Here is a 15,784-nt window from a genome sequence, read left to right on the forward strand (position 1 = left end):
AAAATGAAAACAATTTTTATAACAGGGGCTTCTACAGGATTAGGTAAAGCAACTGCACAATTATTTCAACAGAAAGGATGGAAGGTAATTGCTACCATGAGAAACCCTGAAGCGGCTTCAGATCTTATTTCTCTGGATAATGTAACGGTACTTCCATTGGATGTTACTGATCCGGAACAAATACAGGCGGTTGTCAATCAATCATTGGAATTGGGGGATGTGGATGTTGTTTTTAACAATGCAGGGTATGGTCTTTTAGGACCTTTAGAAGCCTTGCGTGATGATCAGATTGTGAGGCAGCTGAATACAAATTTATTAGGTACGATTCGTGTTACTCAGGCGTTCACAGGTTATTTTAGAGAGAAAAAGAAAGGAATGTTTATTTCTACGACATCTATTGGAGGATTAATGGCTTTCCCTCTGAATTCAATTTATCATGCTACAAAATGGGCATTGGAGGGCTGGAGCGAAAGCATGGCTTTTGAATTGAATAGGTTCGGAATAGATATTAAAACGGTTTCGCCCGGAGGTATTAAAACTGATTTTGTAAGTCGCTCTCTGGATTCTGCAACGGGTCCTGCTTATGAAGAGATGATTAATTCTCTGTATTCTGTTATGGAAGGAATGATGGAAGCTGCTTCTACACCGGAACAAATTGCTGAAGTGGTGTATGAGGCTGCAACAGATGGCAAAAAGCAGTTAAGATATGTTGCAGGTGAGGATGCGAAGGCTTTTTATGCACAACGTCTGGAATTAGGTGCTGAAGCATTCAGAGATCAATTAGGAAGACGGTTTAGTTAGTTATCTATAAGTTTTATAGGGCGCTTCATGAAAAAATGATAATTTTATAACATGGAAAAGAAAGAAAATTCTTTAATAAAAATTTCCTCAATATCGGAGCTACACAGTTTGTTGCAGCTTCCGGGACCGCTTCATCCATTAGTAAGTCTTATAGATAATGAAAAAATGAGCCTTAAAGAGGATTGGGCAGGAAGAAGTTTTATGTTTAATTTCTATAAAATTTCCTATAAATATTCTACAAGCGGGAAAATGGGATACGGACAAGGATATTATGATTTTAATGAAGGCGGAATGATGTTTACAGCTCCGGGGCAGATTCTTTCTCCTGAAGAGAATGCAGAATACTGTGGCTATACACTTTTGATACACCCGGATTTTATCAGAAACTATCCTTTAGCTCAAAATATAAAAAAACTTGGCTTTTTTTCTTATGATACAAATGAAGCCCTTCATTTGTCTGATCAGGAAAAAAAGATTATGCAAGGACTTTTGAACAGTATTAAAAATGAGCTGAATACTGCCATTGATGAAGTAAGTCAGGATGTGATTATTTCCTATACTGAAGTTCTCCTCAATTATAGCAATCGCTTTTATAAAAGACAGTTCATTACAAGAAAAGCTGTAAATAATGATTTGTTGAGCACAATGGAGAAAGTGCTGGAGGATTATTTTAATGATCAGAAAACATTGACAACCGGGCTTCCTACAGTGGATTTTTTAGCTTCGGAGCTCAATCTGTCACCTCATTATCTCAGCGATATGTTAAGGAATCTTACAGGACAGAATGCACAACAGCATATTCATGGAAAGTTGATTGAAAAAGCAAAGGAATATCTTACAGGCACTAATTTCTCAGTATCGGAAGTAGCGTATGCTTTAGGATTTGAACATCCACAATCTTTCAATAAATTATTTAAAAAGAAAACAGATCAAACCCCTTTAGGTTACAGACAGCTGTTTAATTAGATATACAATGCCCAGCCACTATGGCTGGGCATTCTTTTTTTAGTGCAATTGGTAGAAGGAATAAGGCTTTAGATAGATCATTAATTGTCATGAGAGTTTAGTTATTTATCTTTATGATGGGAAATATATAAGTATAACTAATCTTAAAATCAGCATAATATGAAAAAATTAAACTTTATCTTATTCCTAGTTGTCGGAATAGTATCCTATGCTCAGCCATCAATAACCAGAGCTGGGGTTGACCCTATTAACAGTACAATTAATTTAAAATCAGAAGATGTAAGCGGAACTTCTATTACTGCAGGTTCAGCGGGAGCAAATATTACCTGGGATTTTTCGATTTATACAGGAACTAATCCTGTTGCTTATACTACAAGAGTATGCCCTGGCCAATCTAATTGTTTCAGATTTCCAGGGGCAAACAGAATTACATCGCTGACCAATGTTGACAGCCACGACTTTGGTTCTATGACGGATACTGAGGCGACCATGCTGGGCTCTTATTCAGGGCCAGCGTTGGGAGATGTTACGGTTACCTATGTCAATCCTTTGATTGAGTATAAGTTTCCGGTTACTTATCTTCAACAGTTTGATGATACGTATGAATTTAACAGTGTTTCAGCCGCCATTGGAAATACCAATGAAGCGGGGCAGGTGAGTGTTAATGTAGATGGTTATGGTACTGTAATTACTCCAAGAGGAACTTATTCTAATGTGTTGAGAATAAAAAGAATGAGAACCGCCACACAGACTATTGCCAGTTCACCAACGCCTATTACAGCCACATATACCAACGAATCTTATCAATGGGTAAGCCAGACTAATGGTATGGTGTTTAGTTTTGCCATCAATACTTTTGTATTCAATGGGGTTACAAATGTATCAAAATCGGTATCTTATCTTGATACTGCAGTACTGTCAACTGTGGATCCGGATAGCAAAAAAAGAGAGATTTCTGTCTATCCGAACCCAAGTACAGATTTTATTACAATAACGTCAAAAGAGGACCTTAAAAAGATCACAGTGAGCTCTTTGGAAGGTAAAACTGTTATAACTAAGGGAAGTTCCGGAAATATTGATGTTTCAAAACTTCCAACAGGAATTTATATTCTTCAGGGAGAATTGAAGAATGGAACTGTTGTTTCAAAGAAAATTATTAAAAAGTAAATGAGTTGTTGATATGGAATCAGACGTAAAAGAACTTGAATTTTACGTCTGATCTTTTATTTATCAGAAGATTCCTTTTCTCTGATAAGTGTCTCAATTTTCTGTTTTGCGGCCTCCCATTCATCATCCAGAATACTGTAATAGGCAGCATTTCTTGTGGGCTCTAAATTACAAAATAATAAAACTGGTTTGGTCCACAATATAGTTCACTGTAGTTTAGAAAAGAATGGCCACGAATGCACGAATTTTTATTTGCAGGTATGTAATACTATAGGTAATAAAGCTTATCTTTTATAGGTTCTATGAGCAAAGTCCCAATATAATATTTCATCTGCTCCTTCTGTGATATTGTAAGGTGAAGATGTTGTAATATACTCTACACATATAATACTGTCCTTTTTGAATATAATGCCCTGAATACCTCCTTTACCCTGTATTATTATCGTTTTATCGACGTTTATTTTTGGATAGGTAAATGAAAGCACTTTTCCATGACTTCGGATAAATTTAGAAGGTGCATTGGCTATGATTTTTCCTGAAAGAAAATATTTTTTAGAGTTAGTATTTATTTCCGTCTTTCCATTCTTATCAATAAGCTCTATTAAGGTTCCGTTAATTACTGTGGTATCCGTAACGATACTTTCGTTTGTTTTCTCAGAACTGTTAGAATACTTTGGCACATCTTTCTTTTTAGAACAAGAAACACTCATCGTTAATACACTTGCAATTATTAAAAATTTTCCCATAGCTTTTATGTTAGTTGCTAGAACCATAATTCTTTCCAATCGCTAGAAAAATATACAGTTTCTCCTCCTTTTAATTCTGAACCATTCCAAATATCAATATGATCTGTTGCTCCCCAGCCATCTTTAAAAAAAATTATGCCTTTATTTTTCCAAAAATTAGTATGATTTAATTGAGGGTAATTTTTTCTTTCATACATTTTTCTGTGCCCGAAAATTTCAGGGTGGGCATGGATCCAGTTCGCTAGTTCTTGTGCTCTTAAAATGTGTCTAAAACCATCTGAATGAGACATCCAGCACTTTGCACCAGCAAAAGAAGATAAGTTGACACCAGATGTATTTAGAGCTATGCTCATGCGTATAGCACATTGATTTGGAAATTCACTTCTATCACATGGATAAACACCTTTGCCCGGATGGTTTTTCCAAATGTTAAAGTATAATGTTGGATTCATATTTGCGTTTTACATAAATATATGAATTATATTTTTAAAGTGAATCAATTTTTTGATAATGTATTCTAGCCTTTTATTTTCAACCTCTGTTTTATTTTTTAATCCTGTAATTTTCCCTGTACGCATTGGCTGTAATACCTGTACAACGTCTGAAATAGCGGCAAAATAGGGAAGAGTCTACAAACTGTAACTGATTGCTGATTTCTTTAATGGAAAATGAGGTTGTTTTGAGAAGCTCTTCAGCCTGTTTTATCACCCTATAGCTTATCCATTGCTTGATAGGCTTCCCAGTTTCTTTTTTGATTAAACTGCTTAAATACTGTGGGGAAAGATGCAATTGATCAGAATAAAATAATACACTTCTTTCCAGATGTCCATGTTGATCCAGGAGCTCAAAAAAATGATGTATAATATCCTGGCTTCTGGTTTGTAAAAGACTGTTGTTTTTAATGACAGGCAAATAGAGTTTTGAAACCAGTTCCAGAAGGGCGTAGAGCAGATACTGTACAGATTCTATGGTACTTTCTTCCTTGGTTTTAGAATGGTACTCCTGAATTAATTTTACAGTAGACCAAATGAGCTTTTTGGCCGGGGATTCAACTTTTATAGCCGGATTGAATTTGATTTCATCACTGGCCAGAAGAACGGTCAGGAAACTATAAGTACTGATGAAATCCAGAGAAATAAAAAATACGGATAATTCAAGATCATCACTTCCGGAAATATCTCCAAGGTCTGTATCAGGTAATAGCATGATGATAGAATGGGACTGTATGTGAAAAGGAAGTGTATTGGCTTGAAGATCCAATATGCCGTTTGAAACGAAACAAAGTAAAAGTTTATTGAGGTTTCTTGCTTTGGCATGAAATTCAGAGAGGCTGTTTACCGTGTATTTTTCAATACATAATCCTTCAAAATTGGGCTTGATCTCTCTCATGATACAGTTGGATTTCTCCTTACAATGGTTAATAATTTTACCAGTGGGGTTTTCTGAGATCAAAGGTAAGCAGTTAATTTTTCTTTTTGAAAGGCTTGTTTAAAATGGAATATAAAATATCAAAAATGGAATGTATTTTATTCGCTAAGTGTTGCTAACTTCGCAAACGGAAATTTTAATCAAACACTGTTTTAATGCACGATAGAGAATTATTCAATGCGAAAATGCCTACGGCCTGTTTTTTACTTTTCTTTGCTCATGGGCTTGTGTTCTCATCATGGGCCAGCCGGATTCCCATTATTAAAGATGCCCTTTCTATCAATGAAGCACAGCTTGGAACTCTTTTGCTTCTGATGCCGATAGGTCAGCTTTCTACAATGATGTTATCCGGAAAATTAATCAGCAGATATGGAAGCAGCAGGATTATTAAAAGTTGTTTTTTATTATATCCGGGCTTTCTTTTACTGATTGGTCTTTCTCCATCTTACTGGATTTTGGCTGCCGTTCTGTTTTTCTTTGGGGTTACAGGAAATCTTTGCAATATTGCGGTCAATACGCAGGCTATTGAAATAGAATCTATTACCAAAAGGACATTATTGTCCTCTTATCATGGAGCCTGGTGCTTTGCTGGGCTGATAGGAGCATTATTGGGAATGCTAGCCATTAATCTGCATGTAGAAACGTTTCATCATTTTGTTCTTACTTTCATCCTTGTCACACTGATCTGGATGTATAGCAGAAACAATCTTACCAATAGTATTCATAAAGCTGAACCACAAACACAGTCCATTTTTAAATCTGTAAATCCCACGTTGGTTGGGTTAGGAATTATTGGGTTTTTAAGTATGGCCATTGAAGGAGCTATGTTTGACTGGAGTGGAGTTTACTTTCAAACGATTGTGAAGGCACCGGAAAATCTTGTTATATTGGGATATACAAGTTTTATTTTAATGATGACTTTAGGAAGGTTTATTGGAAACAGGATCATTGAAAAATTGGGGAAAAGAATGGTATTACAGTTCTGTGGGATATTAATGAGTATCGGACTTTTCCTGAGTGTTTTCCTGCCAGAGTTATGGATTGGTATCATTGCATTCATGATTATCGGGCTTGGAGCTTCTTTAAGTGTACCATCGGTGTATAGTACCATCGGAAAGGTGAATACGGTAGCACCAAGTATTGCTTTATCATTTGTATCCAGTATTTCATTCTTAGGCTTTTTGATAGGACCTCCATTAATTGGATATATTGCAGAAGGTTTTGACCTCAGATATTCTTTCGGACTTTTTGCCTGCTTTGGAATTTTATTGAGTATTATGGCCGGGAAAATGAAGGTATTTAAAAATAACAAGTAATCATTATTAAAAATAAAACGGACTGTTAGGAAAAACAGTCCGTTTACTTTTTACATCCAGGTTTCTACAAGGTTGAACCAGAATGCTTTTTCTTGGTTAAGCAAAAAAACTGCTGAAGCTTTTCGTATGTTTGCGATTCCTTCTGTTGTCTGAATTTCAGTGTATGTAGCCAGACCATGATATTCAGAGCAGTGAATTTCTATATTTTCAATCTGTACACGACGATCCGGGAACTTTCCAAAAACGGTAGGAAGCCATTCTGAAAACATGGCTAAGGTTGCAGAATTTCCGTCACCATTAATCATTTTAAATTCGGGAGAGAACCCTGCAAGAATTTTGTTGAATAAAACATCCTGATCCTCTTCATTTCCCTGAAACCATTTTTCAATATTTTCACAGAAGTCTTTTAATTCTGCATTGATTTTTTCTTTGTTATTCATAAGATTTAAAATTTATAATATATTTTGTTGTTGATGAAAATTAAGCATGAATATATTTACGGAGTTTGCCGTTTATCAGTATCCCTATGATTTGAACAGCTCCGATCATAAAAATTGCTATTGCAAAAGCATTTGAAAATCCCAGTATCTGAATCATATTAAAAAATAAGGTTCCAATAACAGCTCCTCCAACTACACTGCCTACCTGTATTCCGATGCTTATCAAACCTGAAGCTTGTCCGGCTTTTTCTTTGGTGGTAAAGGTAATAGCAGTTCGCATCATAACCGGCATAATAGTCCCATGACCTAATCCCGCTATAAACAGGGTAATATGGGTCATAAAAGAAGGTTTTTGCTGAAAATAGAAGCACATTGCACTGAGAATGAACCCACTCATTAATAATCCCAAACCAATATAGATCATTGTATAAGTGGGAAAGTTTATTTTGGATACGATCAATGGTCCAAGGAAAAAGGCAACCCCGTAAGGAACTATAGCTAATCCCGTTTGTAGGGAACTCTGATGAAAAAATTCCTGGAGATAATAGGGATAGCAGATAAATAATCCTGAGGTAAAATTGTAAAAAAAGAGAATTACAAGACTTAATGCAAAAGGTTGATGCTTTAAAAGCGTTGGATCTATAAGGATAGGCCGGTTATTTTTTAATAGATACATTTCATATCTGATAAAAGCAATTAATAAAGATATTCCTGATATCATAATGGCAAATATCCACCATACCCATTGATATTTCTGTCCAAAAATAAGAGGACATATCAACATAAGCAGAGCAAGAATCAACAATAACGAACCTTTAAAATCAATTCCTGAATTATGTTCTTGGTGGCTGTTATCCATTGTAAAATGAATGCCTATAATACAAATGATGGTGATAGGGACATTCACAAGAAATACCAGTTCCCAGGAAAAGCTTCCCCAATGCATGCTGAGCAATAGACCTCCAAGTAATTGCCCGATGACAGAGGCCAGCCCAAATACTGAACTAAATAGACTTACTGCTTTAGGCTGTTCTTTACTGCTAAAGAGGACTTTTATGGAGGCTAAAACCTGCGGGGCAAGTAGTGAAGCTCCAACGCCCTGAAATAATCTTGCGATAATCAGCCATAGGACCGTAGGAGAAAAAGCGCACGCCAGAGAAGACAATAAAAAAGTATACAATCCCCATGTGAAAATCTTCTTGCGTCCATAAAGATCACCCAGTCGTCCACCGCATACTACTAAGGCTCCATAAGTAAGTCCGTAAATAGCGATAACCAGTTGAAGCTGGTGCTCACTGGCTTTAAAAGCATTTTTTATGGAAGGTAAAGCCATATTCACAATAAAATAATCCAGTGGGGAAAGGAAAGCTCCGGCAATCAGGAAATGGAGGGCCTGCCATCGTTTCGGATAAGTGTTCATATTTTTTTATGCAAAAATAACCTCCTTGTGTTCTGGTAAAATTGTACTTTTGGAGGAAAATATAGTGTGTACAGATGAAAGGACTCCATCTTGAAGGGATTGAAGTGAAAGAAACAAAGCTAAAAGGACAAACTGTTTTTAAGACAACCTCTTTTCTTTCATTTGTTTATATTGTAAAGGGAAAAGGAAATCTGCTGTATGATGATCGTTATATTGATTTTACAGCAGGGAAGCTTTTTATTATTCCTCAACAGGAATCTTACCGTTTTGAAAGTGAAAATGCTGAGGTAATTGCCATAGAGTGTCCCATTGAGTTTATTGATAAGATCCGCCTTGAAGCAGATCGCATTGAAAGTTGTGAAAACCTGTACAAGTTGCAATATATCAGCAATAACTATCATGCCCGTGCCGGGTGTGTATTCCGTAATACGAATGATGAAGATTTTGCGAAGACATTGATTAAGCAAATTGCGTTTGAATTCAGAAACAAGGCAGAGGATTATCTCATCATTCGTAACTGCATTTCAATTCTGCTTAATCTTATAGCCAGAAATATCATTCAAAGCGAAACTTCAGATTTGCAGGAGAATAGAAAGGCTTTTTCTATTATGAAGATCATTGCCTATATTCAAAAACATATAAAGGATAGGGAAAAGACCGGAATTCAAACGATTGCAGAGCATTTTGGGATTTCCGGAAATTATTTCGGGGAATATTTTAAACAACAGACTGGAATTTCCTATCAGGATTATTTACTGGATTATCGACTCAAACTGGTGGAAACTTATTTGAAATACAGCAGTATAAGACTAAGTGAGATTGCTTATGAGCTACAGTTTAGTGATGAGAGCCATCTTTCCAAGCTCTTTAAAAAGTATAGAGGTATTACTCCCGGTGAATATAGAAAGATGAATAAATAGAAGGCTCTCTTAAAAACAATTTCTTTGCTTTTGTAAGGTGTTGATTTATTAAATTTTAAATTTTTTGCAATATTAACATAGTGAACTATATAGTTGACTATATATTTTTATATATTTACATCAAAGATTTTTAAAATGGATTTTGACTTTATTAAAGAATTAGGATACAAAGCATTAGACAGTAGGTTAAAAAGAATCAGTGACCGGATGTCTCATGATGTCAGAAAGTTTTACAAAGAGTTTGGAATTGATGTGGAGCCTAACTGGTATCTTGTTTTTATGTTGTTGCAAAAGAAAGGAGAGATTTCCATTACAGATATTGCAGAACCCTTGGGATATTCTCATCCTTCTGTAGTAGTTATTGTAAAGAAAATGACAGAAAAGGGGTATCTGATGATTAAAAAAGATAAGGAAGATAAACGTAAACAAATGATTTCATTATCTCCTAAAGCTCTGGAGATGCTGCCCAAATTGGAACACGTTTGGGACAGCTGTGAAAAGGCCATTCTAAAATTATTATCAGAAGATTTATCTATTCTTTCTTACCTCAACACTATAGATCAGGAATTAAAAGATGAATCTTTCCACGATCGCTTCAAACGGGAATACTTAAAAACAATACAATCATGAAACTATTTTTTCTCATTACCGCATTACTTTTTTCTAACCTTGTGATTTCTGCCACCGAAACTAAAGTGATGATAAGAGCAAAAGCTAAGGATGCTAAATTTATCGGAAGTTCATTGGGGGGCGCTCATATCATTGTCCGAAATAAACTAAATCAACGAATTTTATCAGAAGGAAAAACGACCGGAAGCACTGGAAATACTGATCTGATAATGAAAACACCTAAAACGAGAGGCCATTCCATTACTGACGATCAAACAGGAGGGTTTGTAGCAACCATTGATATGGATGAACCTACATTTGTTACCATAGAAGTTATTTCCCCTTTAAATAACAGACAGGCACAGGCTGTGGTAAGTACTGAATTATGGCTGATTCCGGGAAAAAATATTTTAGGAGAAGGAATTATTCTTGAAATTCCCGGCTATATTATTGATATTTTAAAGCCAAGAACCCATCAGTATATTGCATTAAACACCATTAAAGACAAACCTTTTGTGTTTCAGGCGAATATTGTAATGATGTGCGGATGCGTGATTGAAAAGGGCGGAGTCTGGAATTCTGATGAGATTGAAGTAAAAGGAATTCTTAAAAAAGACGGAAAATTTGTTAAGAATATTGACATGTCTTGGGTGTCTACGAATTTATTTGAAGGAAACCATACCCTCAATACTCCGGGAAATTATGAACTTACATTATATGCTTATCATGAGAAAACCGGTAATACCGGAGTAGATAAGGTAAATTATGTAGTTTTTGAATAAGATAACATCTTGTCGTGGTGTTATCTGTAAGATTTTTGTCTGATATATCTATATCAGACAAAAAATTATCTTATTTTTATCATAATAAGGAAATGATTATTCTTAATTTTAACGATTGAACTTATTATCGTGAAAAATCTCATTGCAAAAGCTGTATATGAGATAAAGCAAAAAAATATGAAAAAATATATTGTATCAGGTTTACTATTTTCTTTATCAATGTATGGCGAGAAAAGAAATGAATCTGTTGTATCTCATCAAAATATTCTTACTATAACTCAGAAAGACAGGCATGTTGATGAAGGACCTCGTTATGGAGCGTACATTCATAGCAAGAATTGTTCTTTTGAAGTTTTAATTAATGATATTCCTGTAATAAAATATAATGACGATTCAGGAAATGGCCTGGCAGGCTCTTATTTTCAGCTAAATGAAGGGATCTTTAAAAAAGGAAACCAAAAGATCACGATTAAAATGACTCCAGGATTTAACCCGGATCAGAAAGTATTAGAATCATTGCTGTCCCCTAATTCAGAAATACAGTTAAGGATTGTAAAATCATTCAAAAACCAGACAGGAAATCCTGAAGAAAACGAAGTGAGAAAATATTCAACTTCAAAAAAGAAGCTTGGAAATAGCCCATCTTTTGAAGACTCATTTACTTTCTTTGCTGATATTCCTTATCATATAGAAACTCTTGAGAATGCGGAGGTTTTACTCACTGATGATAAAGATAAATTACAGGCTATTGAGCAGGAAGTAGTTGCTCAATACAATAAGATAAGAGATATTTACAGGAATGGTTCCTGGAGTGCATTAGCTACTCTATATTATAACAGAGAAAAAAGAGTAGCTAAACAGTTTTATCTATTACCTGATGAAATAAAACATAGATGGAATGATTATGTATTCAGAACCAATACTGATATTACATCTTTTGATATAAAGCCAATAGAAGATTACAAAATGACCTTTTATGCAGGCGGCAAAATCGTATGCTTGCAGAAGATTGATAATGAAAAATCAGCGCTTTGGGGTCATTTTAAAAGAAAAGGAAAGGATAATGTAACAACAACTTACATTACCCTTTATCTCTATCGTCCTAAAGGAACGAAGGACCTGGAAGTCTATTAATATTTTATAAAGAATCCGTGGCGGCAAATCGTGTGATTGTGTCTAGCCATTCTTTTCTTTCATTCTCAGTTAGTTCATACAATGGGCCTATAAAATCATCTTGAATGGAAGAGATACCACAGTACTCCAGAATTCCTTTTTTTAGTTGAATAAGTCCGCTCGACTGATATTCTTCTTTATATGCTTTGAGAGATAAATCTCCTGCAGTTGTGATGATTCTTGCAGATTTTGCATTTAACAGTCCTTCACTGCTTCCTTTTTTGTTCGTTTTAAAAACAATTCCCGGAAGAAATGCTCTGTCAAAGAACCCCTTCATTACAGCAGGCATGCCTAACCACCAAACAGGGTGTATCCATACCTGATGCTCACTCCATTGAATATCTTCCAGAGCTTTTACAAGATCGGGTTCCAGTTCCATTCTTTGTTGGTAACCAAATTGCAGGTTAGGATTAAAATTAAGTTTTCCAATGGCAATATACCGTACCTCAGCACCGGAAGTTATAGCGGAATTGATATAAGATTCTGCAATGACAGAATTAAAGCTGTTTTGATTCGGATGCCCGTTAATAACGACAATTTTTTTCATGATTTTTGAGTTAAAAGATGCTTAAATAATTTGATCTGTTGTTTGTAGAAAGCTTCAGATAGCTGACAAGGAAAGAAATCAAAAGCATGTACAGCACCTCCAATTTCCAGGAGATCAGCTGAAATTCCTGCATTCTGTAATTTTTTTGCATATTTCTTACCTTCATCTTTCAATGGGTCCAGCTCGCATACAATGATGGTAGCATCAGGAAGATTTTTAAAATTCTTTTCCCGTAAAGGAACCGAGTATTGAGGCGGATATTCCGTTTTATGCTGTAGATAATGTTTCCACATCCATTCAGCAGCGTTTTTAGTTTGCATAGGTGCATTTGCTAAATCCTCCATTGATGAGGTTTTCAAAAGGTTGTCCGTTGGCGGATACAATAAATATTGATGTTTAATGTTCACTTCTTTCCTGTCTCTTGCCCAATGAGTTATTGAAGCGGCAATCGTAGCTCCGGCACTGCTTCCGCCAATCATTATTTCGTTTTTGTTTCCACCAATGTGATCAGCAGATTCAGATACCCATAATAAAGCATCATATCCATCTTCCATAGCCGCTGGGAATGGATGTTCGGGAGCTAGCCGATAGTCCACAGACACAATAATCATATCAATATCTAATGCCAATCGATAAAAGATAAAATCATATTGTTCCGGAGTCCCATAGATAAAAGCGCCGCCGTGGAAATAGAGGAGTACCGGTAAATTTTGCTTTCCCTTTGGTCTGTAAATTCTCAATCTGATGTCTCTTTGTGATTCCGAAGAAGGAATATGGATGTTCTCTACAGAAAGCGATAAAGGGATAGGCAATGATTCTTCCAGCATCATTATCTTCATTTCTTCTTCCCTGATCTTTGCCGGATGACTGGCCATTAAATATTCATAATCAATTTGATTAAATGGACTGTGAATAACGGCTTTCAAAAGTTCCGGATCTATTTTTTCTTGCATTATAGATAAATTTTATACCGCAAAAATAGACTGATAAAATGGGTGAAAACAGGTATATTTAAAGCTTATTTAGGTATCTTTGTCGTATGACAAGAGAAAATATATACCAATCCCTTGAAGTTTTTTATGAGAAAATAGATCAATGCCCATTAAAAGACAGGCAATTCAATTTTTTTGAACTGGTGTATGTTATTTCCGGTATTGGAGATCATATTGTGAATGAAAATAAAATTGCCTTTTCTACCGGAGATCTGTTTTTAATTACTCCCAATGATTGCCATGGATTTGACCTCAATGGGATCTGTGAATTTATGGTAGTTCGTTTTGGTGAAAACTATATCAAAGAATATCAATGGAAAAGTATAGACCATATTGAGTGTCTTTTGTATTATGCATCTCACTTGTCTGGTTCATTACTCGTGAATAATGAGGATAAAAAAATGATGAGTCTGCTCATTCAGAATCTACAGCAGGCAATACAACATGAATCTATATATAATGAAGACCTTACCCGTCATTTGGTGAATGCTATTATTGTGATTGCGGCAAGGAATATAGCAGTGATCAAACCACAGAATATCTCATCCAATGCCGATGTTCGTATTCTTCAGATTCTGGATTATATTCAGGAAAATATACGCCAGCCCAAACTTCTGAAAGTAGAGGTCATTGCCAATGAGTTTGGATTATCTTCAACCTATCTTGGCAGTTACTTCCGTAAACAGTGTAACGAGTCTATTCAACAGTACATTTCTTCCTACAAAATCCGGCTGATAGAGCATAGGCTGCGTTTCAGTGATAAAAGGGTTCACGAAATTGCAGATGAGTTCGGATTTGCAGATGAAAGTCACATCAATAAATTTTTCAAAAGACATAAAGGAAAAAGTCTTAAAGCATACCGGCTTGAAGTGGCTTAAATTAAAGCGCATTAAATACTTCCATAATCGCCTCAATAAGTCCTTTTTCTATCTTTGATTCTGATGAGGTATCCTGTACCATAGCCCGCATATTGCCCTCATCATCGCGTTCAAAAACAACCTCGTTACCATTCACATCTACATAGAATTTATAACCATAGGTGAATGTTACCAGTTTTACATTGAAAAGCTCTTTTTTTCCTTTATAGGTTACAGGTAATTCAAATTCTTCCATGAGGTATTCAATACGTTTAATTGCGGACAAAGTTCGGAAATCTTAGTGTAAGTTTTTAATATTTTGGAAGGTTCATGAATAAGTTTTTGTAACCCATTCATTATAAGTTATATTATTGGGTATTGTTGTATTTAAATTGTATCGATGACAATGTACCTGATATTATGAATTTAAAAGTACCCATCCTGTAGATTTGCAGCCATAGAAGTTATCCTCTACAAAAATAATTTTACCAAGATTATTAGCATTACAGGTATTGGTTCCTAATGTTGAATTTTCGGCATTTATTTTAATGGAACCTTTCACCTGTACCTTTGAATCACTGTTTGTTGTCTCAAAATTATTGATGCCTATCCCAACTTTTCCATTCTTTAATAGGGTAAATGCGTCATTGCCTGTTCCATTAATTCCATTTCCTATTACTAAAAGCCGGTTGCTGTTCTGATACGCTTCAGTAAACTGGTTGTCATATTTTTCTGCGATTGGAATATAGGATGTATTATAGGCACCGAAGGTGGTTTCATATCCACTGTAGGCTCTTGTTTTATTTCCGAAGGCTGTTGATAAAACACCAATTGCCTGTGTTTGTAATCCCCATGCTGTAGAATTGCTTCCTGATGCTATATTTCCCATCTGACTGATGAGGTTGCCACCCCATGACATAGAGTTGCTTCCCGAAGTGGTATTAAAACCACCAAAAACAGCCGACCTTTCTCCCGAAGAAGTATTCATGATACCGGTAGCAAAACTGTTAATACCCGTTGCCCCTCTGTTGGAAGAAGTATAAGCATATGATAAATCAACCGCATTGTTTCCAAGTGCACCATAATTTGAACTGTTTATATTTTTTAACAACCGAAATGCAGAAGAGTACTCATCATTTTGTATAGATCCTTTTGTTTGTACCAATGCCGAAGATAAAGGCATCCAGGAACTTTGATTCCAATAATAATATCCAGGATAATAAACATATTTCATCTTCTCAGACGCTGTATTTTTACTACCATCTTTAATATATACCAGCATGGTGTTGTGTTCTTCTGTTACAGGCATAGTATAGGCTTCCAAAGACGTGATACTGGGAATAATAAGACCTTTGACAGGAGTGTTGGCTGGGCTTTCAATATGAAGGCTTGCTTTTGGGTGATCTGTATTGATTCCCACCTGAGCAAATAGTAGGGTAGAAAGATGGAGGGTTGTAAATAGGAAAAATTTCATAAAAGGAACACATAGATTCGTTTATGCAAAGGTATATTTGTCAACTATTCTATACAAGAGTCAACCTTATGTATTGTGTATTTTATCCTCTTATTAATTTTAGAATGTGATATTCTTTCCTTTGATTTTAACCATATTTAGTTTAT

18 protein-coding genes are annotated in these 15,784 nt (G+C 35.4%); 9 read left to right on the plus strand and 9 right to left on the minus strand.

Going from position 1 to position 15,784, the window contains the following annotated elements; genetic code table 11:
- Window positions 1-3: 3 nt before the first annotated feature.
- From NBX25_RS17695 to NBX25_RS17705, 3 genes are all read left to right on the plus strand, one after another.
- Window positions 4-801 (plus strand): SDR family oxidoreductase, encoded by a 798-nt coding sequence (locus NBX25_RS17695; protein ID WP_250254634.1) that lies wholly within the window; start codon window positions 4-6, stop codon window positions 799-801.
- Between the two features lie 51 nt (window positions 802-852).
- A complete protein-coding gene (locus NBX25_RS17700; protein ID WP_250254636.1) occupies window positions 853-1,767 on the plus strand; it encodes a helix-turn-helix domain-containing protein in 915 nt (304 codons plus the stop codon).
- A 159-nt stretch (window positions 1,768-1,926) separates the two neighbouring features.
- A complete protein-coding gene (locus NBX25_RS17705) occupies window positions 1,927-2,934 on the plus strand; it encodes a T9SS type A sorting domain-containing protein (protein WP_250254638.1) in 1,008 nt (335 codons plus the stop codon).
- Between the two features lie 284 nt (window positions 2,935-3,218).
- Here the strand turns inward: NBX25_RS17705 and NBX25_RS17710 are convergent, their stop codons facing one another.
- The 3 genes from NBX25_RS17710 to NBX25_RS17720 all read right to left on the minus strand — a co-directional run bounded on the left by NBX25_RS17710 (window position 3,219) and on the right by NBX25_RS17720 (window position 5,069).
- The gene (locus NBX25_RS17710; protein ID WP_250254640.1) at window positions 3,219-3,680 is read right to left on the minus strand and encodes a hypothetical protein; all 462 of its coding nucleotides are present in this window, start codon (window positions 3,678-3,680) and stop codon (window positions 3,219-3,221) included.
- Window positions 3,681-3,697: 17 nt separating this feature from the next.
- Window positions 3,698-4,132 (minus strand): type VI secretion system amidase effector protein Tae4, encoded by a 435-nt coding sequence (locus NBX25_RS17715; protein ID WP_250254642.1) that lies wholly within the window; start codon window positions 4,130-4,132, stop codon window positions 3,698-3,700.
- 91 nt (window positions 4,133-4,223) lie between these two features.
- The gene (locus NBX25_RS17720) at window positions 4,224-5,069 is read right to left on the minus strand and encodes a helix-turn-helix domain-containing protein (protein ID WP_250254644.1); all 846 of its coding nucleotides are present in this window, start codon (window positions 5,067-5,069) and stop codon (window positions 4,224-4,226) included.
- 194 nt (window positions 5,070-5,263) lie between these two features.
- Between NBX25_RS17720 and NBX25_RS17725 the strand changes: the two genes are divergently transcribed.
- The gene (locus tag NBX25_RS17725) at window positions 5,264-6,424 is read left to right on the plus strand and encodes an MFS transporter (RefSeq protein ID WP_250254652.1); all 1,161 of its coding nucleotides are present in this window, start codon (window positions 5,264-5,266) and stop codon (window positions 6,422-6,424) included.
- 50 nt (window positions 6,425-6,474) lie between these two features.
- On the opposite strand, the gene NBX25_RS17730 is transcribed toward NBX25_RS17725, so the two are convergent.
- Together NBX25_RS17730 and NBX25_RS17735 are read right to left on the minus strand one after the other, a co-directional pair.
- Window positions 6,475-6,864: a hypothetical protein gene (locus NBX25_RS17730; RefSeq protein ID WP_250254654.1), complete on the minus strand. Its 390-nt coding sequence runs from the start codon at window positions 6,862-6,864 to the stop codon at window positions 6,475-6,477.
- Window positions 6,865-6,904: 40 nt separating this feature from the next.
- Window positions 6,905-8,284 (minus strand): MFS transporter, encoded by a 1,380-nt coding sequence (locus NBX25_RS17735; protein ID WP_250254656.1) that lies wholly within the window; start codon window positions 8,282-8,284, stop codon window positions 6,905-6,907.
- A gap of 74 nt (window positions 8,285-8,358) precedes the next feature.
- Between NBX25_RS17735 and NBX25_RS17740 the strand changes: the two genes are divergently transcribed.
- The 4 genes from NBX25_RS17740 (at window position 8,359) to NBX25_RS17755 (ending at window position 11,729) form a co-directional block, all read left to right on the plus strand.
- Complete coding sequence (locus NBX25_RS17740; protein ID WP_250254658.1) at window positions 8,359-9,204, plus strand: AraC family transcriptional regulator; 846 nt, start codon at window positions 8,359-8,361, stop codon at window positions 9,202-9,204.
- Between the two features lie 135 nt (window positions 9,205-9,339).
- On the plus strand, window positions 9,340-9,834 hold the full coding sequence (locus tag NBX25_RS17745; RefSeq protein WP_250254660.1) for a MarR family winged helix-turn-helix transcriptional regulator: 495 nt from the start codon (window positions 9,340-9,342) through the stop codon (window positions 9,832-9,834).
- The gene (locus NBX25_RS17750) at window positions 9,831-10,595 is read left to right on the plus strand and encodes a hypothetical protein (RefSeq protein WP_250254664.1); all 765 of its coding nucleotides are present in this window, start codon (window positions 9,831-9,833) and stop codon (window positions 10,593-10,595) included. Before NBX25_RS17745 ends, NBX25_RS17750 begins: the two co-directional genes overlap by 4 nt.
- Window positions 10,596-10,772: 177 nt before the next feature.
- On the plus strand, window positions 10,773-11,729 hold the full coding sequence (locus NBX25_RS17755; protein WP_250254666.1) for a hypothetical protein: 957 nt from the start codon (window positions 10,773-10,775) through the stop codon (window positions 11,727-11,729).
- Between the two features lie 4 nt (window positions 11,730-11,733).
- Here the strand turns inward: NBX25_RS17755 and NBX25_RS17760 are convergent, their stop codons facing one another.
- Both NBX25_RS17760 and NBX25_RS17765 read right to left on the minus strand, forming a co-directional pair.
- Window positions 11,734-12,315, minus strand: coding sequence for an NAD(P)H-dependent oxidoreductase (locus NBX25_RS17760; RefSeq protein WP_250254668.1), 582 nt, complete (start codon window positions 12,313-12,315; stop codon window positions 11,734-11,736).
- Window positions 12,312-13,268 (minus strand): alpha/beta hydrolase, encoded by a 957-nt coding sequence (locus NBX25_RS17765; RefSeq protein ID WP_250254670.1) that lies wholly within the window; start codon window positions 13,266-13,268, stop codon window positions 12,312-12,314. The genes NBX25_RS17760 and NBX25_RS17765 overlap by 4 nt, the downstream gene beginning before the upstream one ends.
- A gap of 86 nt (window positions 13,269-13,354) precedes the next feature.
- Between NBX25_RS17765 and NBX25_RS17770 the strand changes: the two genes are divergently transcribed.
- A complete protein-coding gene (locus NBX25_RS17770; protein WP_250254671.1) occupies window positions 13,355-14,185 on the plus strand; it encodes an AraC family transcriptional regulator in 831 nt (276 codons plus the stop codon).
- Window position 14,186: 1 nt separating this feature from the next.
- Here NBX25_RS17770 and NBX25_RS17775 read toward each other — a convergent pair whose 3' ends face one another.
- Together NBX25_RS17775 and NBX25_RS17780 are read right to left on the minus strand one after the other, a co-directional pair.
- The gene (locus NBX25_RS17775; RefSeq protein ID WP_250254673.1) at window positions 14,187-14,420 is read right to left on the minus strand and encodes a hypothetical protein; all 234 of its coding nucleotides are present in this window, start codon (window positions 14,418-14,420) and stop codon (window positions 14,187-14,189) included.
- A 162-nt stretch (window positions 14,421-14,582) separates the two neighbouring features.
- Window positions 14,583-15,638, minus strand: a complete 1,056-nt coding sequence (locus NBX25_RS17780) for a phage tail-like protein (protein ID WP_123907776.1) — start codon at window positions 15,636-15,638, stop codon at window positions 14,583-14,585.
- Window positions 15,639-15,784 lie beyond the last annotated feature (146 nt).

This window comes from Chryseobacterium sp. Marseille-Q3244 (assembly GCF_940807095.1).
Taxonomy (GTDB): Bacteria; Bacteroidota; Bacteroidia; order Flavobacteriales; family Weeksellaceae; genus Chryseobacterium.